Origin of the sequence: Gloeothece verrucosa PCC 7822 (genome assembly GCF_000147335.1) — a bacterium.
Classification (GTDB): Bacteria; Cyanobacteriota; Cyanobacteriia; order Cyanobacteriales; family Microcystaceae; genus Gloeothece; species Gloeothece verrucosa.
In genome coordinates this window covers 4,355,574-4,376,653 of record NC_014501.1, presented here as the reverse complement: position 1 = coordinate 4,376,653, position 21,080 = coordinate 4,355,574, and the positions used below count along the sequence as shown (strand labels likewise).

Sequence of the window (21,080 nt, the reverse complement as noted above, 5' to 3'; positions counted from 1 at the left end):
CTCTCCCAAACTAAAAATGCCAAGAGTAAACTTTAAAATTATTTTTATTAAATAAAGCTTGACAGTTCGTAAATTAGTAACAATTTTGTCAGGTTAAATACTGAACTTTTTAGAAGTCAATCAAAGATAAGTGCCCCAAAAAAAATGTAGAGACTAGGCAGACAAGTCTCTACAGAAGTTAATGGCTCAAAGCTACATTTCTACGACCATTGCTGCTCTTGTTTGACTTGTTGCCATTTATTTTTAAGGTCTTGAATCACCTTTTTAATGGCTTCATTGGGATCATTGGGAGAAATGTCTTGTTTAATAATGTCCCAAGCCTTTTGAATAGCCTCTTTTTCTCTTCGGGTTAATTTCCAAGAAAGGGGGGGCGCATAGCGCTTTCCTTCATTAAAGAAGGGGGTTGCTTGAATTTTCTGGGATTCTTGTGTGAAAACCGGAAAGAAAATCGGGTAATAATTAATTTCTACAGACGGATTGTCTATTTCCCAACGTTTCTTGAAGGTTTGCACTTCCTCTGCATTGCGTTGTACTAAAACGGGGTCTCGAACTTTCAACAGCGCCAGAACGGGTCCGATTGTACTCATGAACCAACCCTTACTCCCTTCTACTCTGTCTGTTGGGGGAGATTTAGGAAAGGGGTTGATCTGTAATATAATCACTCTTTTGATGTTTAATTTTTTGTCCGGGTTTAACCATTTATTGAGCCATTCTAAAATGGTCACAAATCCCGAATTATCAAAATAGCCTCCATCGGCGACATGATAATTTTTGTCGACATTTTTGGCGGGCGTGTTACGGCAAATGGGTGACACATAGGGAAATGTGGCTGATAGCCGCGCTCCTGAAGTAACCGCTAGGTCGTAGTCACCATAAAGGCAATTAAAATCGGCGACAATATTTTCAGAAGCTCTAATATTTTTGTTCTGAACGTCATTAAAATTCATCGGGGAAATCAAAAATCGCTTTCCATTTTCCACCAGCGTCGCATTAAAAATAGGAATGGGCAGTTTCCCGTCAAGGATTTTTGTTCGCCAAGTTGCTAGAGTGGTTAATTGGTCGGGATTTTTCATTTCTTGTTGCCAATCTCTTTCTAAAGCAGTCCCCCGATCCAGCATTTTTGGAGCCAACCAAGGAATACTAATTAAACGCCATAAATCCGGATAAGCTAATCCCCATCCTGTGGCATCTAAACTATCTGAGGTTGCTCTATAAAAAATCTTTTCTAATTCTTTTTCATTGTTAGGAGGGCATCCTGTGCTATCCTCACAGCCATCTAAATAATACATGGCTCCCACTGAACCGCCAGACACAGAACTAATTAAGCCGATAGATTTGCTAAATGATTCTCCTAATAATGATTGTAATCCGGTTAAAATTTGTGCTGTCCAACCGGCGGCTTGAATTCCTCCACCACTGGCACAGACAACCACTAGAGTTTTTCCGTTCTTTTGAAATTCCAGACGTTTATCGAGAACTGTTTTAAAATCGCACAGTCCTTGAAACTCGCTCTTGTTAGTCAGAGAATCTGGATATAATTGATAATAATGATCAACCGCAAAAAACCAATAGCTAAAGGCAAAAACTATCACAAAGAAAACTAAAACGGGAATGCGATAGAAATCAAAATAAAAAGATAATGCTCCTAAAGTTACAGCGAACACTGAGAGAATCAGTAATACATATAATAAAGCGGGAGATTCTCTTCTTTTTGGAGCCTTTTTAATTTGATTAGGTTGGGGAATTTGGGGCGGCGCAAAGAGGAAAAAAATCACTAGGTAAACTAACAATTCAACGAAAACAAAAGCAATAGTGGGTAGATGACCTCGAGCTAATTCTATTCCTTCGGGTGTTTTAATGAGATATCCCTCAGTTCTATGTTTGCTCACTACCTCAATCACCTTGATAACTATCGGTAAAAGGGATACCTGAGACCTTAACCACTCACGAGTGATGCTGACAAGATACAAAACTATAGCACTGATTCCTCCTCCTAGAAGCACTGATTCTAAGCCTTCTTTACCAGTTAATTCTCTCTCTTCTATTGAAAGCCGCGTCGCTGTAATACAAGTGGGTAATGCCAAAACTATTGCTAATACATATTGTATCCAAATCTTCAATCACAAATTTATGAGTCAGATTAAAACGATCTGGCGCATTGATTAATATGGTATTGGCAATCAATATTGTGGCAATTCCAGCAATGTTCGCACCAATAATGACAAAGGTTAATTGCCATTTTCCCCTAAGTACGTATACATTCTTCAGCATAGAGCGCAATAAAGTCGTCGCTACTATGGGTAAGGTGATTAAAGATAGACTGGCTATAATGGGAACCCGCATAAAGAATATATATTGCCAGAATTCCCGAGGCAGAATTAGCCAAACTTTCAGAACAATAATTAAAAGGATAATCCAAACCACCAGACTGATTTTTTTATCCTTCATCCAACCGAGAAATTTATTCAATGCTGTTAACATTTTCCCTCCTACTCATTTTTGTTACTCCTTGCTAAATTTTCAGGCATAAAATAGACTTCGGTTATTTTTTTCCCAATTCACCTCAGCCCGATTCAGGTTACTGGTTATTTTTGTTAGCTCTTTTTTTTGACAGACAGCAATACTTTACTGACGAAATTGATTAGCTCGTTATTCATGTTTTCAAGCTAAGTCACTTCTTATATTTAATGATTAACAGGATAAGTTGCAAAAACTATTAACTCTATCTTACTCATTAAAACTAAAGAGTCAAGGAAAAATTTATGAAGTTATTTTAACTGAAGATTTTTTGTCTTTTCGGGGAGCAAAAACATTAAGTAAATTGATCGAGAGATTGTCATTAAACCCTAAAAATTTCTTGGCTCTGATTATCAAAAAGTTTTGAGACAAAAAAGGGACATTTTGTCAACCTCAGCATTAGAGGAACTTGTCGCGGCTCTTATACTTCTAGATTAGTGAAGATTACCCAAATAACTAAGTTTCAGCAGGGTAGTTAGTGGTCGTGAGGTCAGTATGGCAAATAGTGTAGAAAAATTTTCCCGCAAGGCAAAAGCACAGACAAACCCAAGCTATCCCCATCAAAATACGATAGATGACCCCCGTTTACCCCCTGCTGGAAATGGTCATCCCAGTTTTTCTAAACCCCCACGTCCGACAAAAAGCTTATCGCCTTTTTATAAGGGTTTATTGTGGGGAGCAACCTTTAGCCTGACGGCGGCTATTTCGGCTATGTTAGGTGCTAGTGTGACTTTAGTGAGTCCTCTATCGGTTAAGCTTCCCCCGCTATTGCAAAAAGTCGGGTTTGTGAGCGGCAAACCCCCCATTCAAGGAAACCTACAAGGCTTAGATTCTCTATTACAATATCGCATCTCTCGCCCTGTTAATGTTTTGGTCATGGGAATTGATCGCGTTCCCAATGCGAAAAAAGGCTCGTCAGAAGTTTTTGGAGGTCGCAGCGATACGATGTTATTATTGCGCTTTGATCCGAGTGATCATTCTGTGCGAATGTTGTCTATTCCTCGGGATAGCCGCGTAGAAATTCCCGGGGTGGGTTATACCAAAATTAATGATGCTAATGTGCATGGCGGGCCGGCTTTAGCGGCGAGAGTGGTAAGTAAAACCTTAAATGATGTCAGTATTGATCGCTATGTAAGAGTTACCACTGATGCCTTTATAGAATTAGTGAATTTGGTGGGAGGAGTCGAGGTATTTGTGCCTCATCCCATGTCTTATCGGGATGTCACCCAAAAGCTAGAAATTAATCTTCAAGAAGGTTGGCAAACCCTTAATGGTGACGGGGCCGAACAATTCGCCCGTTTTCGGACTGATCAATATGGAGATATTGGCCGAGTTCAACGCCAACAAATGTTATTAAAAGCTTTACAAAAACGTCTCTATACGCCTGCGATGATTCCCCGCATTCCCCAAGCGATGCAGATTGTTCAGCAATATATAGATACTAACCTGAGTTTGGAAGAGATGCTGGCCTTGGCTAATTTTGGACGGGAATTAAAGCGAGAAGATATCAAAATGGTGATGTTGCCGGGGCGCTATAGCAAAAAAGATGAGTTTGAAGAACATAAAAGCTATTGGATTATTTATCATAACCAGCGTGATCGGGTTATGCAAGAATATTTCGGGGTGCAGTCGTCTACTGTCGCCACTCAAACGCCAACCCGTCCTCATAACCGTCTTCGCATTGCCATTCAAAACGCTTCAGATGATCCGGGGTTAACTCAACGTGTGGTGGACTATTTAGCGAAACAAGATTTTCATAATGTCTATGTGATACAAGACTCCAATGAGTTGCTACGAGATTCAGAAATTGTCGTGCAAAAAGGCGATTTATCGGGCGCTCAATCGTTGAAAAGTTTGTTAGGGATAGGTAGAGTAGAAGCATCGTCTACAGGAGATTTAGATTCTGATTTGACCCTTCGTCTTGGGCTAGATGCTAAACAAATTCTCCTCGATGATAGTCAACTTCAAAATGCCGGTGCAGATAAAAGACCATGATCAAGATGCTGAAAACGCTCATGTGGCGTGGATTTGGGTTACTGTTAGTAATCGGTTTGGCTTTGTTATGGGTGCTGTGGGATGCCCGTCCGGCTCTAGCACAAGATAATACAGTCAACTATACTTATTCCCAATTGGCTAATCAGGATTTTTCTGAGAAAAATTTAAGGGGGGCTGTGTTTGCTGCCGCCGATATGCGAGGGGCAAGTTTTGAAAATTCTGATCTGTCCTATGCGATTTTGACAGAAGGGATTTTATTAAATGCCAATTTAAAGGGTGCAAATTTAACCGGCACTTTGTTGGATCGCGTAACCCTGGATTTTGCTGACTTAAGGGATGCTATTTTAACCGATGCGATCGCTACTCGTACCCGTTTTTATGATAGCGATATTACCGGGGCAGATTTTACTGGAGCCGTTATCGATACTTATCAAATTTCTCTCATGTGTGAACGCGCTGATGGCGTTAATTCGATTACAGGAGTATCAACCCGCGATAGTCTCGGTTGTAAAGAGTAGAATAAAAATAAACAACCCTTGAATCTCGCACGCTAATCATGTCTAAACAAGCAAGCATCCTTTTAGTGGATGATGAACCCGGAATCAGAGAGTCTGTACAAGCTTATCTAGAGTACGGCGATGAGTTTCAAGTGCAGGTGGCTAGTAATGCCCATCAAGCTTGGGACTTTTTGCAAAAAAATCCGCCGGATTTAGTGATTTCTGATATTATGATGCCAGAAGTGGACGGCTATCAATTTTTAAAAAAATTACGAGAAAATCAGCGTTATGAGACGATTCCAGTGGTATTTTTAACGGCTAGGGGCATGACCTCTGACCGTATTCAAGGTTACAATGCTGGATGTGATGCTTATATTTCTAAACCTTTTGATCCAGAAGAGTTAGAAGCTATTGTTAAAAATTTATTAGAACGCCGAAAAGTGAATAGCCAAGGCAATGCAGATGTGGCACAATTGGCAGAAATTGCTCAAGATATTCGAGAAATTAAAGAAAAATTGGGCCATACTGAGAATTTAACCACTACGCCGCCGCCGATTAAAATTGAGTTAACACCTCGAGAACAAAGTGTTTTAGATTTGGTCGCAGAAGGGTTAATGAATAAGGAAATTGCTGCCCGTTTGGATACTAGCGTTAGAAATGTGGAAAAATATGTTAGCCGCTTGTTTAGTAAAACCGGAACCAATAGCCGCACCGAGTTAGTGCGTTTTGCCCTTAAGCATGGTTTGACAAAGTAGACAGAGGCACTCATGCACTCAGGCACTCAGGCAAGAGTTAGCTTAAAGCACGCGGGATGGCTCCAACGCTAGAGCCACTCCCTGAAGGGTGAAGCCGTTTAAGTGCCTAAAAAAGCCCTGTGAGCGTAACTAATTCGCTTTAGCGCGGTTGCCCAGAGGAAAACGCTTACTATTGTCATAATTGTCGTCTTTTTCTTGGCTATCAGTAGACTCTTCCGGCTTGCCGCTACGGGGTTGTCGATTTTTTCGTCCCCATCCCCCTGAAGTTTGGGTGGTTTTGCGACGAAACTGACGAGCATAAGCTTGATTACGTTGAGCTTTTTCTTTTTTTAAATTTCGGCGTTTTGACACAAGATTTCCTCAATGAACAATTAAAGGCTTACAGGGAAACACCTGAAGCCCTTGAAAAAAACTATCTAGAATTCTTTGATAGAGTGTTTAGTAGCGGGAATTACGTCTGTCTCCTCTTCCACCACCACCACCACCACCGTATGAGGAGCGGTTTTCTCTTTCTCTGGCTTTATTAACTTTGAGTTGTTTACCCATCCATTCTGCGCCATCTAAAGCGGTAATAGCAGAATCTTCTTGAGCGGATGTTTCCATTTCTACAAAGCCAAAGCCGCGACGACGGCCGGTATCTCGGTCAACAGGCATATAAACTCGCTTAACTTTGCCATATTCGGCAAATACTTCATTAAGGTTGTCTTCTTCCACCTCGAAGGGAAGATTTCCTACATAAATTGACATTGATTGTCTCCTTAACCCAATAATTGTGTAGCGAGATGAAAAATTCTGGAGACTAGCCTGCCAATATCAAACGGTTTCATCGATAATACTGTGAACAAACTGACTCAACGATTTTTACTCTCTGCTCTTACCTTAGCACATAATAAGTTTAAGATTACAAGTTCTTTGGGCCAGGTACTATTAAAAATCTTTAAAGATGACCATAGAGCAAGAGCAACTTCTGGGTAATCAACCTGAATACTTAGACCAACAATTCCACCTGATGCTTTTAGTGGCGAGATTACTCGTACAATACAGCGCCGCTACCGAACGAGTTTATCGGGCCATTGATGGACTCGCGGCTAAATTCCGTCTAGAAGCGCGGCTATTTGTCGATTATAAAGCCATCACACTAACCACAAAAAACGGAAATGAGTTTGCTTCAAGATTCAGTAAATCTATCCCTGTTATGAGTATTAACATGGCAGTGATCACACAAATTTTTCGTCTGCTCGAGCAAATTAAACAGGGACAGAAAAGCCTCGAACAAGCCCTCGAAGAATTAGAAAAAATCGCCAAAATTTCTGCTTCTTACTCACGCTTTTTAGTAGTTTTGATGTTAGCCATAGCGGCAGGAAGTTTAGCACGAATTTTTCAAGGAGACTGGCAAACTTGTCTGATTACGGGTGTGGCAACAGCCTTTGGGACAATAGTGCGGCAAGAACTGGCCGCGAGAAAATTTAATCTTTTTCTGATAACTTTTATAGTAGCTTTTGCGGGGGGTATTATTAGCGGCGTAGCCATTCAACTAAACTGGACCACCACCAGTGCTATTTGTTTATTAGTACCCTCAATGATGCTAGTACCTGGCGTGCATTTAATTAATGGGATTTTAGACTTAGTAGAAAATCATATTCTCGTGGGGATCGCCCGTCTAGGGTTAAGTCTCTCGTCATCTTAAGTGCCATTACTTTTGGGCTATTACTAGCGGCGGCTATGACCAATAATTTAATCCCTGTAACCAGTAGCATTCCCCCCTTAACTCTGCCGGAAGATATCTTTTTTGCTGGCCTAGTCGCTGCCGGTTTCGCCATATCATTTAATGTACCCAAAAAAATGTTATGGGCTTGTATTTTGTGCGGGATGGTGGGTCATGGAGCAAGATGGCTCTGTATTCAAAGCAGTCCGGGCATTATCTGGGGCAACCTGATCGCCTCCACCACAGTTGGTTTAATGACCATGTATTTTTCTCGAAGATTTCATGCGCCCTCAGCCGCTATCGCCTTTGGGGCAGTGGTGGGGATGATTCCAGGAATGTTTGTTTTTGAGGCTTGTAGTGGTTTAATTCAAATCGTTTCTGTGGGGGCAAAAGCCTCTTTACCTCTAGTAGCCAATACCCTCGCCACAGCCACTAAAGCCATTTTGATGACCCTAGGGCTATCCCTGGGACTTGCCCTGCCCACGTTAGTCTTATTTTATAAAGACCAGGAATAGAGGAGACTTAACTTCAAAAACCGTCCTTGTAGGTTCGGAAAACTACACTACCAAAGAGATGCCGACTCCCGTCACACTATAGATAAATGAGTAACTGATCTGCGGCGATAAAAATCATTCATACAGTTGATACAGTTCATCATTGAAAAGTTCTTATAGTTAATTAGATGGGAGCAGCTATCTTATGGGTAAAGTGGTTGGAATAGACTTAGGTACGACAAACTCTTGCGTAGCGGTAATGGAAGGGGGAAAACCAACTGTCATTGCTAACGCAGAAGGGTTTCGTACTACACCCTCAGTTGTAGCTTATGCGAAAAATGGCGATCGCTTAGTAGGACAAATCGCCAAACGTCAAGCGGTAATGAACCCGCAAAATACCTTTTACTCCGTCAAACGCTTCATAGGACGGAAATTCGACGAAGTGACTACTGAAGCTACCGAAGTATCCTATAAAGTTTTACGGGATAGTAATGGGAACGTTAAATTAGATTGTCCGGCACAAGAAAAGCAATTTGCCCCTGAAGAAATTTCTGCCCAAGTGTTGCGGAAACTGGTAGAAGATGCAAGTAAATATTTGGGAGAAACTGTTACCGAAGCAGTAATTACCGTTCCTGCCTATTTCAATGACTCTCAACGTCAAGCTACCAAAGACGCAGGAAAAATTGCCGGTATCGAAGTTAAGCGGATCATTAACGAACCGACTGCCGCCGCTTTAGCTTACGGGTTAGACAAGAAGAGTAATGAAACGATCCTTGTATTTGACTTAGGGGGCGGTACATTTGACGTTTCTATCCTAGAAGTGGGTGATGGCGTGTTTGAAGTATTAGCCACTTCTGGAGATACTCACCTCGGCGGTGATGACTTCGACAAAAAGATTGTAGACTTTTTGGCTGAAGAATTTAAAAAAGATGAAGGCATTGATCTACGCCAAGACAAGCAAGCTTTACAACGGTTAACCGAAGCCGCAGAAAAAGCCAAAATTGAATTGTCTAGCGTGACTCAAGCGGAAATTAACCTCCCCTTCATTACCGCTACTCAAGAAGGTCCTAAACATTTAGACCGCACCTTGACTAGAGCCAAATTTGAAGAACTTTGCTCGGATCTCATCGATCGTTGCCGCGTGCCGGTTGAAAATGCAATTCGGGATGCCAAAATTGACAAGAGTGCCCTCAATGAAGTGGTTTTGGTCGGAGGTTCTACCCGTATTCCCGCCGTCCAAGAGTTGGTTAAGAAAGTCCTCGGGAAAGAACCGAACCAAGGCGTTAACCCTGATGAAGTAGTAGCGGTTGGTGCGGCAATTCAAGGCGGTGTTCTTGCTGGAGAAGTTAAAGACATCCTGCTGTTAGACGTAACTCCTCTGTCTTTGGGCGTAGAAACCCTCGGCGGCGTAATGACCAAAATTATCCCCCGCAATACCACCATTCCCACCAAAAAATCCGAAGTATTCTCCACTGCGGTTGATGCTCAAACCAATGTAGAAATTCATATTCTACAGGGTGAACGGGAAATGGCCAGAGATAACAAGAGTTTGGGAACCTTCCGTCTAGATGGAATTCCCCCGGCTCCTCGCGGTGTGCCTCAAATTGAAGTAACCTTTGATATTGATGCTAACGGTATTCTCAATGTCACCGCTAAAGATAAGGGTACCGGTAAAGAACAGTCGATCAGTATTACTGGGGCTTCTACTCTGCCACAAAATGAAGTTGAGCGCATGGTTAAAGAGGCGGAAAATAATGCGACGACTGACAAAGAACGTCGTGAGCGCATTGACCGCAAGAACCAAGCTGATTCTCTAGTTTATCAAGCTGAGAAGCAAATTAAAGAACTCGGGGATAAAGTGTCTGCGGCTGATAAAACCAAGGCTGAAGGGTTAATTAAAGACCTCAAAGACGCTCTGCAAAAAGACGATGATAATCAAATCAAGACTTTAATGCCTGAGTTACAACAAGTGCTGTACAGTATCGGCACTAGCATCTATCAACAAGCGGGTGCTACTGGTGCCCCGGGTGATGGTGCTGGCCCTAATGGTGGTGCTTCTGGTGGTTCTACAGGGTCTTCTGGCGGCGGTGATGATGTCATCGATGCTGAATTCTCTGAAACCAAGTAAGCTTTAATGTGCGGCAATAATCTATAAATAAGTTTTAGGTGTTGGGTTTTAGGAGTTTTTCCTCGGACTTGACACCTAAAAATTTATCAATTTTACAATTGGCATCTTTTACATCCTCATTTTGCATTTTATTTGGCAATTTTGCGCCGCAGAAAATAGCACCTTGGCTTTTTGCTGTGTTCACTTTTAAGCCTTTAACATTCTCGAGGATAGCTTTATAAAAATTAGTATTATTTACCTCAGCATTAGTTAAGTTAGCATTTGATAAGTTAGCACCTGATAAGTCAGCATTTGATAAGTCAGCACCTGATAAGTTAGCACCTGAAAGTTTAATCTTAGATAAATTTAAGTTATTTAAAGGGATATTTTGCAAATCGACATTAGAAAAATCTAATTGATTTAATAAACTTAAATCTTGTAAATATTGCAGAATAGATTTTTTACCTTCATTTTTTCCAGAGTAAACTGCTTTTAAAGGAATTGAAATAAACCCTACTTTAAGATGTGGGTTTATTGAAGAAGAGTTTTTATCTAAACTCTCTAATTCTTTAAAGGCTGAATAGGTTAAGCCTTTTAATAAATTTAATTTTGGTTGTTGTAATGTATCTCCTTGTTCTTTTACAATAATTTTATTTATACTTTCTTGATATTTATTGACGATTATTTCCTGTTTAATTTTAGCGATTTGAGTTCTGCCTAACTCTCCATTTAATACACTACATACTCCAATTTGATTTAAAACCAAACAAATCAATAAAACTCCCAAATATAAAATATATAAGCAAAACCCGATTTGGTTATTTATGTTTTTAATCCTTTTGTTTGGATGATTTAATTTAGTTACATCATTAAATAAAAGAGCAAAATACGAGGATTCAATAAATTGTAGTTCTTTTGAAATACATATTAAAGCTACAGCATACAAAATTGAAGTAATTACAAATAATACCAAATACAATAATTCTTGTAATCCAATAATAAATAAAGCTAAAAATTGAGAAAAAAATGCAACCAAACCAAAAAACAGAATCATTGAATAGATATGCTTATTGCCATATACTATATATAAATTTAGAGACTCCTGACGAACTCTTCTGATATCAGTTTCCCACCCTAGATTAAGTTCATAATCTTGAAAAAAATCTTTTTTATCTATAAGTCCAAATTTTTTAAAAGCTCGATTAATTTCTAATTCTAATCTAGTAATATAACCAGTAATATAACCAATACTTCGCATTTTTGACAGCCATTTAAAAATAAGAACGATACAGATCGAGGGGACAAACAAAACCAATAAAATAAACAAGAATAATTTCAAAGAATTAACCTGTTCAATATTTAAAGAATTAGAGTTTATTATAGTATTTATTTGAGCTAAAATACCTTGAATAGCAACAAATGCAATACCTAAGCCACCTAAGCCATAATAAAAAATATTAGTTACACTAGAACTTGTATTCAAGAATTCTTGCCTGAGAGTTTTATACTCCTCTAATAGAACATCTATTTTCTTATTAAAAATTGGAATTAATTTATCAAAGTTATTTAAATCAAGATATAGTTTAGGTTTTAAATCGATTGTTGATTGATGAAGTAGGTCTTCTCCTTGTTTAATGAGGATTGTTAAAGTTTCATATTCATCAAGATGATATGAGGTAATAAAAGATATGATAATCAGACGAGTTCTTGAAGTAATAAAATCTATCTTTTCTCTGATTGCAAAGCGTTTATCTTGATCGCTCTGTTGATTACTCTGTTGATTACTCTGTTGATTACTCTGTTGATTACTCTGTTGATTGCTCTGTTGATTACTCTGTTGATTACTCTGTTGATTACTCTGTTGATTACTCTGTTGATTGCTCTGTTGATTGCTCTGTTGATTGCTCTGTTGATTGCTTTGTTGATTGCTCTGTTGATTTTTTAAACTTATATCTATTTTAATTTTTCGGGAAAATGGGTACACATAAGCCTTGATATTGAGTTTTTGCCCAGTATTTCCCTGATTTTCTTCTATAAGTTTATTAGGAAGTTTTTCATTAAGAATGTCTTCCAAATATTTCGCTAAATTATTTTTTTCTAGGGGATTATTTTTAATATTCATACCAAACTATCCTCAAAAAATGATTAAATAAATCAACCAAGCTCAAAAAATAAATTCGAGGATAGCAAGTCAACCAAAATCAATTAAAAAATAGCTGATTACTCAAATAAGTAAAATTTAAATTAGCCGCTTTCCGAAAGGACTGCTAATTCATACTTTCATAATTTTAGGAGAATAAAAAATAACCTGCTTTAAAAATACAAGATTTTTAACAATTATCATTAGATATGATTAGGACTTACGCACTACAGCACTACGCATTAAAGTTAGGACATGGCGAGAAGATAAAACCCATAATCAAAGGTGGGATATAAATCTTCTGACCCAAAAGTCATTCGAGGTTGTGCTAGGGCTGATTCTAATGCGCCATGATCTCGTAGTCCGGTCATTCCTCCCCATTGTTGTATGAGTAGTTCATGAAGCTGAAGAACTTCAGGTTGAGTGAGATAACGAGTCATGCTAAACGTTTATAAAGTTCTGTATTTTTAGTTAGGACGTAGTTGACAGCTTGATTGAAGTCAGGTGGATTTTCGGTTAACCAATCGTCGATTTTAGCGATCAAGAGTTGCTCTAAAGTTAATCCTTGCGCTCTCGCAAGTTCTTCTAGTTGGTCTAGTTTTTCGTCGGGAATTTGAATGGTTAGGTTAGACATAGTTTTTTATCGGTTTATGGTTTAGAATATTATAGTGTAAATTAATTATTCTCTCAAAAACCCTTAACTAAATGGCAATCTTTTAATCTTTTGTCAGCCCTAATCTATGAAATTAAAAACTAGAAATATCGGCTAAATCAAAGCTCAGTTATTAGGGGTAGCCTTTCAAACGGTAAACCGATGGGAGAATGGGCAAACGAGCGCCTTTACCGATTGCCATAAAGCAGATAGAGCAAGAATTACGACGCATGGGAGAAGCAGGAAAAGACTTACTCCAACAGTATTTTACCAATCAATTATATAGGAGGGTTATTAGGAGAATAAAAAATAACCTGCTTTAAAAATACAATATTAGGACTTACGCACTATAACGAAATCATTGAGGTAGATCTCAAAAAACCCAATCACTCAAAATCAAAATCGGTTTCCCCTGGATAAAACGCCTCATCTAAAATTTGTTCAAAACCATAAGGACACTCCAAGGGAAAAGTCTGATAAGATAAATTAGTTTCACTGACAGCTAACTCTCGACTTTTTCCATAAGCTTTCTCCATCGCCTCAGTTAAAAAAGGTTTTAAACTAGGATTATCTTCAAGTAAATCTTTTATATCAATCCGTTGAATCCGAATAGTAGCTAACCAACTGCGGCTCCGCTTATCAGGTTGATATTCCCACTTCAATAAATGTCCCATCAAAATACTAAGACGATTTCGGAGTTCTTGACGCTGTTGTCTCCCCAAAGATTCAATCTCCTCTATCAAATTAGCTAAATCCAATTTCTGCCATTGTTGATGGCGAAGTAACTCCACTTGCTCTTGTGTCCAAGCATAAAAATCTCTTTCATAAAGATTAACCATTTTCACTCAATCGCTAGTCATCAATGAACCCATAGTAAACATTTTACCGAAAGTTTGGGTTTAAAGCCCCGCCCGCCGATCGGCGGCTTTTGTTTTAATTCTAGCAAAAACGGGTAAATTGTGTTAAACTAAAATAGTCCAAGGTCGAGGATAAACAAATGCTAGTTGTCGAAGCTAAACTAAAAAACGGAACGTCTGAACAATACTCTAGACTTGATGAAGCTATATTAACAGCACAATTCATCAGAAATAAATGCGTTAGATATTGGATAGATAATAAAGGTACTACTAGAAATGACCTTCAAAAATATTGTTCTGTTTTAGCTTCAGACAAGACAACGCCTTGGGCAAACAAGTTAAACTCTCAAGCACGTCAATCAAGTGCAGATAGAGCATGGCAGGCTATATCAAGGTTTTATACCAACTGTCGCAACTCATCTGTTAAAAAGAAAGGTTTTCCTAAATTCAAAAAGCATACACGCTCAGTTGAATACAAGGTAACTGGCTATAAACTTTCTGATGATAGAAGAAAAATTACTTTTACTGATGGATTTAAAGCCGGCACATTTGACCTGTGGTGCAGCAATAAAACTCTTGTTTATTACTCGGAACAGCAAATTAAGCGAGTTAGGGTAGTAAGACGAGCAGATGGCTACTATTGTCAATTCTTGATTGACTACTCAAGAGAAGAGAAACACGAATTCACGGGTAGAATAACAGGGATAGATTTAGGACTTAAAGAGTTCTATACCGACAGTAACGGTAATACTGTAGAAAATCCCCGTTATTTAAGAAAATCCGAAAAACGTTTAAAGAAAGCACAAAGAAAGCTATCTAAGCGTTTTTGTAAAGGCAAAAAGAAACAGTCCAATAACTACCATAAACAAAGAAAAAAGGTAGCTAAACTACACTTAAAAGTATCTAGACAACGTAAAGACAAAGCAATCAAGGATGCTTTGGCGTTAGTCCAATCTCATGATCTGGTCGTCTATGAGTCTTTAAAGGTGTCAAATATGGTTAAAAACCATAAATTGGCAAAGAGTATCAGCGATGCTTCTTGGTATCAGTTCACCCAGTGGGTCAACTATTTTGCTAAGGTACACAAAATAACGTGCATCGCTGTACCTCCACATTTCACAACTGTTGATTGCTCGTGTTGTGGTGCGAAGGTTGAGAAAACTTTAAGCACTCGAACTCATCAATGTCCCAGTTGTGAAACTGTTTTAGACAGAGATTATAATGCAGCAATCAACATTCTTAAAAAAGGGTTGAAATACTTGGGAGCATATCTCAACGGTAGCGTAGGACATACGCAAACCGACACGGCAGTTGCTCTACTTGGGGAGACCCCAAGACCGCACTGCCTCCCCAACGCCTGCCAAGAGTCCGGCCTCTGGGTGTTTAACAGAGATGTTGAACATTTAAGCTGTCTCGTTGAAACAGGAATCTCTGACACGCAAGTATGAGAGAATCACCCCCGTTCTATGGGGGTGAGTATGTCAATGCTGTAAAATTAAACGCGCTAACCCCACGCCCGGATAATAATGACCGAGGATTTCTTGATGATCATAGCCATCATTGGCTAACCCATAAGCCCCTATTTGACTCATTCCCCGTCCTCCATGCGCCCTGGCAACAATATCATCAGTAGCCGCATAAAGAGACTCAACGATCCCTCCTTTATAACTGAGGATTTGTCCGGCTGTGGCATTGACCGCTTGTTGGGAAGTATTATATTCACTGATCACCCCTTTATAAACCTGCCAACGTTGAGTATTCCCTAAATGAAACCAGGGACTAGCAGGGCGAATAATATGAACCAAAGCATAAGAACGTGCCGCAATAGCTTGGGCTTTTAAAGCCTCCATCGGTGCTGTGGAGTGCATCTCACTTCCCACCACACTGTAGAGATATTCTTCGATATCGACATAATTCACCGCTAAAATACTACTTCCCTGAGACACTAATAACATTTTGCCCCGATACCAGCGATCGCCGAGATAAACTAATCCGCCCGCAGAAGGTTGAATAAATACTACCCCAGGCAGTTGCCAATCTCCCATATTTAAAGAAGAACCGCTAGGATAGACCCCCAACCCTTGGCCTGGAGAAAGGGTTTTCAGCACATTTCCGTTTCGGTCCACAATTGAGGCCGTGCTAGAAGTGCCAACATTTGTACTACCCGCATCAGTCATCACAGCCACTCGTATTTCCAATTTGGGCGCGGCATAATTGGGCGGCGCAGGGGGTAAACTGGCACGACGATTAACTACCGTTTGGGCCGAAGCTTGTGAGGAAAAGGATTCTTGTTGAGGCGGTTTTGGTTTTTCCTTTTTTTCGGGTTCTGGAGGGGTTGCTGTCGGGGGTTTCGCCTTGGGTTGTTCGGCTTTTTTAATCTTTTCTGGAGTCGGTTGGGGTGACTTCTGTATTAAAGTGGGGGGTTGTAATGCCGAAGAGGAGGCGGCTGAACTTTCCTCTCTCGGTTGTTCCCATTTTTTCGTGGGCGAGGGAATTTGCGACAGAGGAGGTAATTGATTAGGCGGTGGTAATTTAACAGTGGAGGATTCACTCGAAGATAAGTAAATCATGACAATCGGCACAAAGGCACAGACTGAGATAATCGGAACAGTCCAATTACCGATTCCCTTGACAATTTTATGTAGAGGCAATTTACTGATCATCTGCTAATGAGACCCTTTTCACTCCTCATCTGTTTCCTAGGTTGACCCAGGTGCGTTTGCTTTTTAACCATAGCATGATCTGTCCTCAGATGGTTGTCAAAGCCATTGATCTTATTGTATTTCTCTAGAATTGTAACCCTGACAAGGCTTTCTCACTGACTGCTAATTTTAACTTGGTTAAGTCAAGTTTCTCAGGTAAAAGGCTAAGCTGCCTACCTTGAAGATTCTGGCTAAATTTTATTGCTCTGTAAAAACTGTTAAAATAAGACTAGATTAGAGGAGTTTGTTAAACCTTATATTAATTACGATAAGTTTGATAAAATTTTTAGCAAGGCCCTATTTTCATTAAAATTATTTCAGGGTGAGCCTTTAACCTTAAATCCGATTTCTGCCAAAACTTGATAGGTTTTTGCTCTATTAATCTATTGTTGAAAATACTTAATTGATACATATAGAATCATGAATTATTCATTTGTTAAGCAAACTGAACAGGAAGATCAAATTTTAGTGGTTGATGATTCGCCCGATAACTTATTTCTTATTCAAACAATTTTAGAAGAACAAGGGCTGAAGGTGGTCTTAGCTCAAGATGGATTAGCGGCTCTCAATCGAATTCAGGAAAGTTTACCCAAGTTAATCTTGCTGGATGTCATGATGCCTAAAATGGATGGTTTTGAAGTGACTCGCCGCATAAGAGCTAATGAGAATCTACCTTTTATTCCGATTTTATTAATTACCGCTTACGATCAACCCAGTGCGGTGAAAGGGTTAGATGCCGGTGCGGATGATTTTATCCGTAAACCGGTTGATGTAGATGAATTGTTGGCTAGAGTCCGCTCACTGCTGCGGCTCAAACATAGCGTAGATAAACAGGAACAAATGCTCAGAATGCGGGAAGATTTTGTCTCGCGTCTGACTCATGATTTAAGAACCCCTTTAGTGGCGGCTGATCGAATGCTGACGTTGTTTCAAGATGGGACTTTTGGCTCAATGTCCGAGGAGATGAAAGAGGCGGTCATCACCATGACTCGTAGTAACCGGAATTTGTTGGAATTGGTGAACAATTTGTTAGAGGTGTATCGCTATGAAGCTGATCGTAAGATTTTAAGTTTTAGTGCAGTTGACCTGAAAGAGTTAGCTCAAGAAGTGATGGAAGAATTAAAGCCTCTGGCTCAAGAAAAAGGCCTATTACTGAAGTATGAACTACAGGAAAATGTGAAGACCACTGTCACCGGTGATCGCTTAGAATTACATCGATTGTTCACTAATCTGATCGGAAATGCTATTAAATTTACTGACGAAGGTTATATCATTGTGCGGCTTAATAATATAACTTTTCGTGGCAATTATCCTCAAAAATGGGTAGTTTTTACGGTTGAAGACACGGGTTTTGGCATTTCACCAGAGGAGCAAAAAAGGCTTTTTAATCGTTTTCGCTCAGGAAATCATCGACGTGCCGGTAGCGGCTTAGGTTTGCATCTATCCCGTCAAATTGTGGAAACTCATCAAGGAACGATCGAAGTTGAGTCTCTCTTAGGTCAGGGTAGCTTATTTAGGGTTTGTTTGCCGCTCAAGGAAGAATAATCGAAGCCAGAGGCGGATTAAAAAACTCCGCCCACCACTAGGTTAAATTTCTGAGCTAGAGCGCACCTCTCCACTCATCCCCCCAGAGGGACTCCCCATGAGGAAATCAGTTTCTTTAACAAAGCCACTATAAGCTTCCATGCCGTGTTCGCCCACATCTAAACCTTCCATTTCTTCATCTTGACCAACTCGAATTCCTAAAGTAGATTTAAGGGCCATCCAAACTATAGCGCTTAAGATGAGGGTAAAGGCAGCGACAGAAACGATCCCAATAATTTGAGTAATGATCAGGGAAAAATTGCCGTGAAATAATCCGGCCACTGCGCCTTCAGAGGGAGCAATGGGAATATTGGGATCAGCAAAAATTCCTACGGCCAGAGTGCCCCAAATTCCATTAACTAAGTGAACAGAAACAGCACCCACTGGGTCATCAATTTTAAGGTTATCGAACAAGGAAACCGCGTAGACAACGATAATCCCGGCGATGATGCCAATGGCTACTGCTCCCCAGTAGGAAACAAGGTTACAGCCTGCGGTAATGGCGACTAATCCGGCCAGAATACCATTAATAATCATACTCAGGTCAGGCTTACCATCTTTCAACCAAGAGGTTACCGTAGCCGCAATACCACCGGCTGCACCGGCTAGGTTTGTGGTAACAGCAATGTAGGGAACGGCTTGATTGACGGCTAATTCTGAACCCGGGTTAAAGCCAAACCAGCCTATCCAGAGAATTAAACAGCCTAACGTCGCAATGCCTAAATTGTGCCCCGGCATAGCATTAATGCGACCATCACTATTATATTTTCCCAGTCTAGGGCCAAGAATCGCCGCACCCGTTAAAGCCGCACAGCCTCCCACCAGGTGAACCACTGTAGAACCGGCAAAATCTTTAAATCCTAACGTTCCTAGCCAGCCGCCTCCCCAAGCCCAGTGTCCGGTAATGGGGTAAGAAATGCCAGTCAGCACCAAACTGAAGATCAAAAAGTCCACAAACTTAATCCGTTCAGCTACCGCCCCGGATACAATGGTGGCGGCTGTTCCGGCAAAGGCAACTTGGAAAAGGAAATGAACAGGAACGGGTAACCCCTCTGGAAAGGGTTTTAGACCATAGGTTTCTGACGTGCCGCTTAAGAACCAGCCGCCTGCCCCTATAAAAGGGTTACCTTGACCAAACATTAAAGAATAGCCGATCATCCAATAGGCAATACTGGCTAGGGCAAATACGATCAGGTTTTTTGCCAGAATATTAACGGCATTCTTTTGACGACATAAGCCGGTTTCTAACATACAGAAACCAGCATTCATGAAAATGACTAAAATTGCGGCGATTAACACCCAAATCATATTGAGATAACCTTGTAAATTGGCTACCTCAGAAGTCCCTTGAACGGTAATTTCTACATTATTTTGAGCCGCTACAGCCGTATGCCAAACAACGATTATAATCGCCGATAAAGGAATACAAGCTAACCAATAGGGCGAGAATAATCTCGCTATGAATTTAAAAGGTTCTAGATAAGGCGCTTTCTCTTTCGTCTTGGGCCCATCTGACAGATACAATTGTTTCCTATTTTTGGGTTTTTTTGTTTGAGTTATGCTTTGTCTAGACATAGATATAGCTTCTACCAAGATATAGGCGATTCATCAAAGTTCACAGGCTGCCCTCTGAGCAAATTTTGTCTTAAGATCTCAACATTATAGATTTTGTCTAAGCGTTCCTCAAGTTAACTCTATGCTTTGTTACAAGGTCACTTGAGATAGTATAGTCGCCAAGATTTTTATGGTTTTTAAAGCTTTTTTCTGTAACAAATCATACTGTTTAGTCGGAATAGGGAAAAAGTTTTGTGAATATTATGTAAATTATTGTTGATGGTTTACAGTTTACAGAGATGAACACCTCATCAGAATTTCAAGCTTCTGCTTTTGATCGTGAAATGATGCAACGCTGTATTACCCTAGCGCGTAAGGCCCTTGGGGCAACGTCTCCTAATCCGATGGTGGGGGCGGTGATTGTCCGTGAGCAAGAAATCGTCGGAGAGGGTTTTCACCCAGGTGCGGGGCAGCCTCATGCGGAGGTATTTGCCCTATCAGTTGCAGCAGAAAAGGCAAAGGGCGCAACGATCTATATTAATTTAGAACCTTGTAATCATTATGGACGCACTCCTCCCTGTACAGAAGCCCTGATTAAGGCAGGAATTGCTAAGGTAATGGTGGGCATGATCGATCCGGACCCTCGTGTATCTGGAAAGGGTATTGAACGCTTAACTGAAGCAGGTATTGAGGTGGTAGCCGGCATAGAAGAAGAGGCTTGCCGCCGCTTAAATGAGGGCTTTATCCATCGGGTTTTGTATCAAAGACCTTTTGGAATTCTCAAATATGCAATGACGCTTGATGGTAAAATTGCGGCGACTTCGGGCCATAGTGCTTGGGTAACTGGGGAAGCTTCCCGCCGTATCGTCCATCAACTCAGAGCCGCTTGTGATGCGGTAATTATCGGAGGGAATACGGTACGTCAGGATAACCCTCATTTAACTACTCATGGGGTGTCTTCCCATAATCCTTTGAGGGTGGTGATGAGTCGTAGTTTAAATTTACCCCTTGAGGCTAATCTTTGGGAAACCGATAAGGTGCCTACTGTGGTGTTTACCGAGGAGGGAATTAACCCCCCGTTGCAAAAGCAGTTGTTAAAACGTAAGGTGGAGGTCATCGAGTTGGAAGTCTTAACCCCAACTCAGGTGATGCAGCATCTTTATCAACGGGGTTTTTGCTCTGTATTATGGGAATGCGGCGGGACTTTGGCGGCTAGTGCTATTACTGAAGGAATGGTACAAAAGGTTATGGCCTTTATTGCACCGAAAATTATTGGCGGAGAATCTGCTCCCTCGCCAGTGGGGGATTTAGGATTAGACAAGATGAGTAATGCTTTACAGTTGCAAAGGGTGGCACTTCAGAGAGTAGATAATGATTTTGTTATTGAGGGTTATTTACCAATGTCTTAAAAAATTTCTCAGTAAAACTATGGACATAAATCAGAGGATATTTCCTGAGTCAATATCCCTTTTAATTTGTTGTTAATTTTCCTTGGGTATATTAGAAGTAACCAACATTTAA

General features: G+C 40.3%; 20 protein-coding genes. 10 read left to right on the top strand and 10 right to left on the bottom strand.

Translation table 11 applies throughout. The features are described from left to right. Positions 1-200: 200 nt before the first annotated feature. Both CYAN7822_RS19415 and CYAN7822_RS37785 read right to left on the bottom strand, forming a co-directional pair. A complete protein-coding gene (locus tag CYAN7822_RS19415; protein ID WP_157871829.1) occupies positions 201-2,084 on the bottom strand; it encodes a patatin-like phospholipase family protein in 1,884 nt (627 codons plus the stop codon). Further along, positions 2,020-2,481 carry a hypothetical protein gene (locus tag CYAN7822_RS37785; protein ID WP_041933318.1) on the bottom strand — a complete coding sequence of 154 codons (462 nt, stop codon included), beginning with the start codon at positions 2,479-2,481 and terminating at the stop codon, positions 2,020-2,022. Before CYAN7822_RS37785 ends, CYAN7822_RS19415 begins: the two co-directional genes overlap by 65 nt. A gap of 531 nt (positions 2,482-3,012) precedes the next feature. On the opposite strand from CYAN7822_RS37785, the gene CYAN7822_RS19400 reads away from it, so the two are divergent. From CYAN7822_RS19400 to CYAN7822_RS19390, 3 genes are read left to right on the top strand one after another with little or no spacing between them, the layout of a single operon-like run. Then, positions 3,013-4,512 carry an LCP family protein gene (locus CYAN7822_RS19400; RefSeq protein WP_013323955.1) on the top strand — a complete coding sequence of 500 codons (1,500 nt, stop codon included), beginning with the start codon at positions 3,013-3,015 and terminating at the stop codon, positions 4,510-4,512. Beyond that, positions 4,509-5,030, top strand: a complete 522-nt coding sequence (locus tag CYAN7822_RS19395; RefSeq protein WP_013323954.1) for a pentapeptide repeat-containing protein — start codon at positions 4,509-4,511, stop codon at positions 5,028-5,030. Before CYAN7822_RS19400 ends, CYAN7822_RS19395 begins: the two co-directional genes overlap by 4 nt. A 38-nt stretch (positions 5,031-5,068) precedes the next feature. Continuing rightward, complete coding sequence (locus tag CYAN7822_RS19390) at positions 5,069-5,764, top strand: response regulator transcription factor (protein ID WP_013323953.1); 696 nt, start codon at positions 5,069-5,071, stop codon at positions 5,762-5,764. A gap of 129 nt (positions 5,765-5,893) precedes the next feature. Here CYAN7822_RS19390 and CYAN7822_RS19385 read toward each other — a convergent pair whose 3' ends face one another. Together CYAN7822_RS19385 and CYAN7822_RS19380 are read right to left on the bottom strand one after the other, a co-directional pair. Then, on the bottom strand, positions 5,894-6,115 hold the full coding sequence (locus CYAN7822_RS19385) for a hypothetical protein (RefSeq protein ID WP_013323952.1): 222 nt from the start codon (positions 6,113-6,115) through the stop codon (positions 5,894-5,896). Positions 6,116-6,202: 87 nt separating this feature from the next. After that, complete coding sequence (locus CYAN7822_RS19380) at positions 6,203-6,511, bottom strand: RNA recognition motif domain-containing protein (protein ID WP_013323951.1); 309 nt, start codon at positions 6,509-6,511, stop codon at positions 6,203-6,205. A gap of 196 nt (positions 6,512-6,707) precedes the next feature. On the opposite strand from CYAN7822_RS19380, the gene CYAN7822_RS39100 reads away from it, so the two are divergent. The 3 genes from CYAN7822_RS39100 (at position 6,708) to dnaK (ending at position 10,091) form a co-directional block, all read left to right on the top strand. Then, entirely contained in the window at positions 6,708-7,451 is a 744-nt protein-coding gene (locus CYAN7822_RS39100) for a threonine/serine exporter family protein (RefSeq protein ID WP_041933316.1), read from the top strand. 35 nt (positions 7,452-7,486) lie between these two features. After that, positions 7,487-7,984, top strand: a complete 498-nt coding sequence (locus tag CYAN7822_RS39095) for a threonine/serine exporter family protein (RefSeq protein ID WP_063820730.1) — start codon at positions 7,487-7,489, stop codon at positions 7,982-7,984. Between the two features lie 184 nt (positions 7,985-8,168). Continuing rightward, the gene (gene dnaK / locus CYAN7822_RS19365) at positions 8,169-10,091 is read left to right on the top strand and encodes a molecular chaperone DnaK (RefSeq protein ID WP_013323950.1); all 1,923 of its coding nucleotides are present in this window, start codon (positions 8,169-8,171) and stop codon (positions 10,089-10,091) included. A 34-nt stretch (positions 10,092-10,125) separates the two neighbouring features. On the opposite strand, the gene CYAN7822_RS39535 is transcribed toward dnaK, so the two are convergent. The 3 genes from CYAN7822_RS39535 to CYAN7822_RS19345 form a co-directional block, all read right to left on the bottom strand. Further along, the gene (locus CYAN7822_RS39535) at positions 10,126-12,192 is read right to left on the bottom strand and encodes a pentapeptide repeat-containing protein (protein ID WP_013323949.1); all 2,067 of its coding nucleotides are present in this window, start codon (positions 12,190-12,192) and stop codon (positions 10,126-10,128) included. A 266-nt stretch (positions 12,193-12,458) separates the two neighbouring features. Then, entirely contained in the window at positions 12,459-12,650 is a 192-nt protein-coding gene (locus CYAN7822_RS19350; protein ID WP_013323948.1) for a Fic family protein, read from the bottom strand. Beyond that, a complete protein-coding gene (locus CYAN7822_RS19345) occupies positions 12,647-12,844 on the bottom strand; it encodes a DNA-binding protein (RefSeq protein WP_013323947.1) in 198 nt (65 codons plus the stop codon). Before CYAN7822_RS19345 ends, CYAN7822_RS19350 begins: the two co-directional genes overlap by 4 nt. A gap of 188 nt (positions 12,845-13,032) precedes the next feature. On the opposite strand from CYAN7822_RS19345, the gene CYAN7822_RS19340 reads away from it, so the two are divergent. Then, positions 13,033-13,185, top strand: coding sequence for a hypothetical protein (locus tag CYAN7822_RS19340; protein ID WP_157871828.1), 153 nt, complete (start codon positions 13,033-13,035; stop codon positions 13,183-13,185). A 63-nt stretch (positions 13,186-13,248) separates the two neighbouring features. Here CYAN7822_RS19340 and CYAN7822_RS19335 read toward each other — a convergent pair whose 3' ends face one another. Beyond that, a complete protein-coding gene (locus CYAN7822_RS19335) occupies positions 13,249-13,701 on the bottom strand; it encodes a DUF29 domain-containing protein (protein ID WP_013323946.1) in 453 nt (150 codons plus the stop codon). A 158-nt stretch (positions 13,702-13,859) separates the two neighbouring features. On the opposite strand from CYAN7822_RS19335, the gene CYAN7822_RS19330 reads away from it, so the two are divergent. Next, positions 13,860-15,167 carry an RNA-guided endonuclease InsQ/TnpB family protein gene (locus tag CYAN7822_RS19330; RefSeq protein WP_013323945.1) on the top strand — a complete coding sequence of 436 codons (1,308 nt, stop codon included), beginning with the start codon at positions 13,860-13,862 and terminating at the stop codon, positions 15,165-15,167. A gap of 33 nt (positions 15,168-15,200) precedes the next feature. On the opposite strand, the gene CYAN7822_RS19325 is transcribed toward CYAN7822_RS19330, so the two are convergent. Continuing rightward, complete coding sequence (locus tag CYAN7822_RS19325; RefSeq protein WP_013323944.1) at positions 15,201-16,382, bottom strand: SpoIID/LytB domain-containing protein; 1,182 nt, start codon at positions 16,380-16,382, stop codon at positions 15,201-15,203. Between the two features lie 459 nt (positions 16,383-16,841). On the opposite strand from CYAN7822_RS19325, the gene CYAN7822_RS19320 reads away from it, so the two are divergent. Further along, positions 16,842-17,966, top strand: coding sequence for an ATP-binding response regulator (locus tag CYAN7822_RS19320; RefSeq protein ID WP_013323943.1), 1,125 nt, complete (start codon positions 16,842-16,844; stop codon positions 17,964-17,966). Between the two features lie 42 nt (positions 17,967-18,008). Here CYAN7822_RS19320 and CYAN7822_RS19315 read toward each other — a convergent pair whose 3' ends face one another. Beyond that, complete coding sequence (locus CYAN7822_RS19315) at positions 18,009-19,580, bottom strand: ammonium transporter (RefSeq protein ID WP_083786878.1); 1,572 nt, start codon at positions 19,578-19,580, stop codon at positions 18,009-18,011. A gap of 278 nt (positions 19,581-19,858) precedes the next feature. Between CYAN7822_RS19315 and ribD the strand changes: the two genes are divergently transcribed. After that, positions 19,859-20,968: a bifunctional diaminohydroxyphosphoribosylaminopyrimidine deaminase/5-amino-6-(5-phosphoribosylamino)uracil reductase RibD gene (gene ribD / locus CYAN7822_RS19310; RefSeq protein WP_013323941.1), complete on the top strand. Its 1,110-nt coding sequence runs from the start codon at positions 19,859-19,861 to the stop codon at positions 20,966-20,968. Positions 20,969-21,080 lie beyond the last annotated feature (112 nt).

Bases quoted from the DNA above. Each gene is read 5' to 3' on its own strand.
- ribD (WP_013323941.1), top strand. From the start codon at position 19,859: ATGAACACCTCATCAGAATTTCAAGCTTCTGCTTTTGATCGTGAAATG.
- dnaK (WP_013323950.1), top strand. From the start codon at position 8,169: ATGGGTAAAGTGGTTGGAATAGACTTAGGTACGACAAACTCTTGCGTA.
- CYAN7822_RS39535 (WP_013323949.1), bottom strand. From the start codon at position 12,192: ATGAATATTAAAAATAATCCCCTAGAAAAAAATAATTTAGCGAAATAT.
- CYAN7822_RS19390 (WP_013323953.1), top strand. From the start codon at position 5,069: ATGTCTAAACAAGCAAGCATCCTTTTAGTGGATGATGAACCCGGAATC.
- CYAN7822_RS19320 (WP_013323943.1), top strand. From the start codon at position 16,842: ATGAATTATTCATTTGTTAAGCAAACTGAACAGGAAGATCAAATTTTA.
- CYAN7822_RS39100 (WP_041933316.1), top strand. From the start codon at position 6,708: ATGACCATAGAGCAAGAGCAACTTCTGGGTAATCAACCTGAATACTTA.
- CYAN7822_RS39095 (WP_063820730.1), top strand. From the start codon at position 7,487: ATGACCAATAATTTAATCCCTGTAACCAGTAGCATTCCCCCCTTAACT.
- CYAN7822_RS19380 (WP_013323951.1), bottom strand. From the start codon at position 6,511: ATGTCAATTTATGTAGGAAATCTTCCCTTCGAGGTGGAAGAAGACAAC.
- CYAN7822_RS19315 (WP_083786878.1), bottom strand. From the start codon at position 19,580: ATGTCTAGACAAAGCATAACTCAAACAAAAAAACCCAAAAATAGGAAA.
- CYAN7822_RS19335 (WP_013323946.1), bottom strand. From the start codon at position 13,701: ATGGTTAATCTTTATGAAAGAGATTTTTATGCTTGGACACAAGAGCAA.
- CYAN7822_RS37785 (WP_041933318.1), bottom strand. From the start codon at position 2,481: ATGTTAACAGCATTGAATAAATTTCTCGGTTGGATGAAGGATAAAAAA.
- CYAN7822_RS19395 (WP_013323954.1), top strand. From the start codon at position 4,509: ATGATCAAGATGCTGAAAACGCTCATGTGGCGTGGATTTGGGTTACTG.
- CYAN7822_RS19340 (WP_157871828.1), top strand. From the start codon at position 13,033: ATGGGCAAACGAGCGCCTTTACCGATTGCCATAAAGCAGATAGAGCAA.
- CYAN7822_RS19350 (WP_013323948.1), bottom strand. From the start codon at position 12,650: ATGACTCGTTATCTCACTCAACCTGAAGTTCTTCAGCTTCATGAACTA.
- CYAN7822_RS19400 (WP_013323955.1), top strand. From the start codon at position 3,013: ATGGCAAATAGTGTAGAAAAATTTTCCCGCAAGGCAAAAGCACAGACA.
- CYAN7822_RS19345 (WP_013323947.1), bottom strand. From the start codon at position 12,844: ATGTCTAACCTAACCATTCAAATTCCCGACGAAAAACTAGACCAACTA.
- CYAN7822_RS19330 (WP_013323945.1), top strand. From the start codon at position 13,860: ATGCTAGTTGTCGAAGCTAAACTAAAAAACGGAACGTCTGAACAATAC.
- CYAN7822_RS19325 (WP_013323944.1), bottom strand. From the start codon at position 16,382: ATGATCAGTAAATTGCCTCTACATAAAATTGTCAAGGGAATCGGTAAT.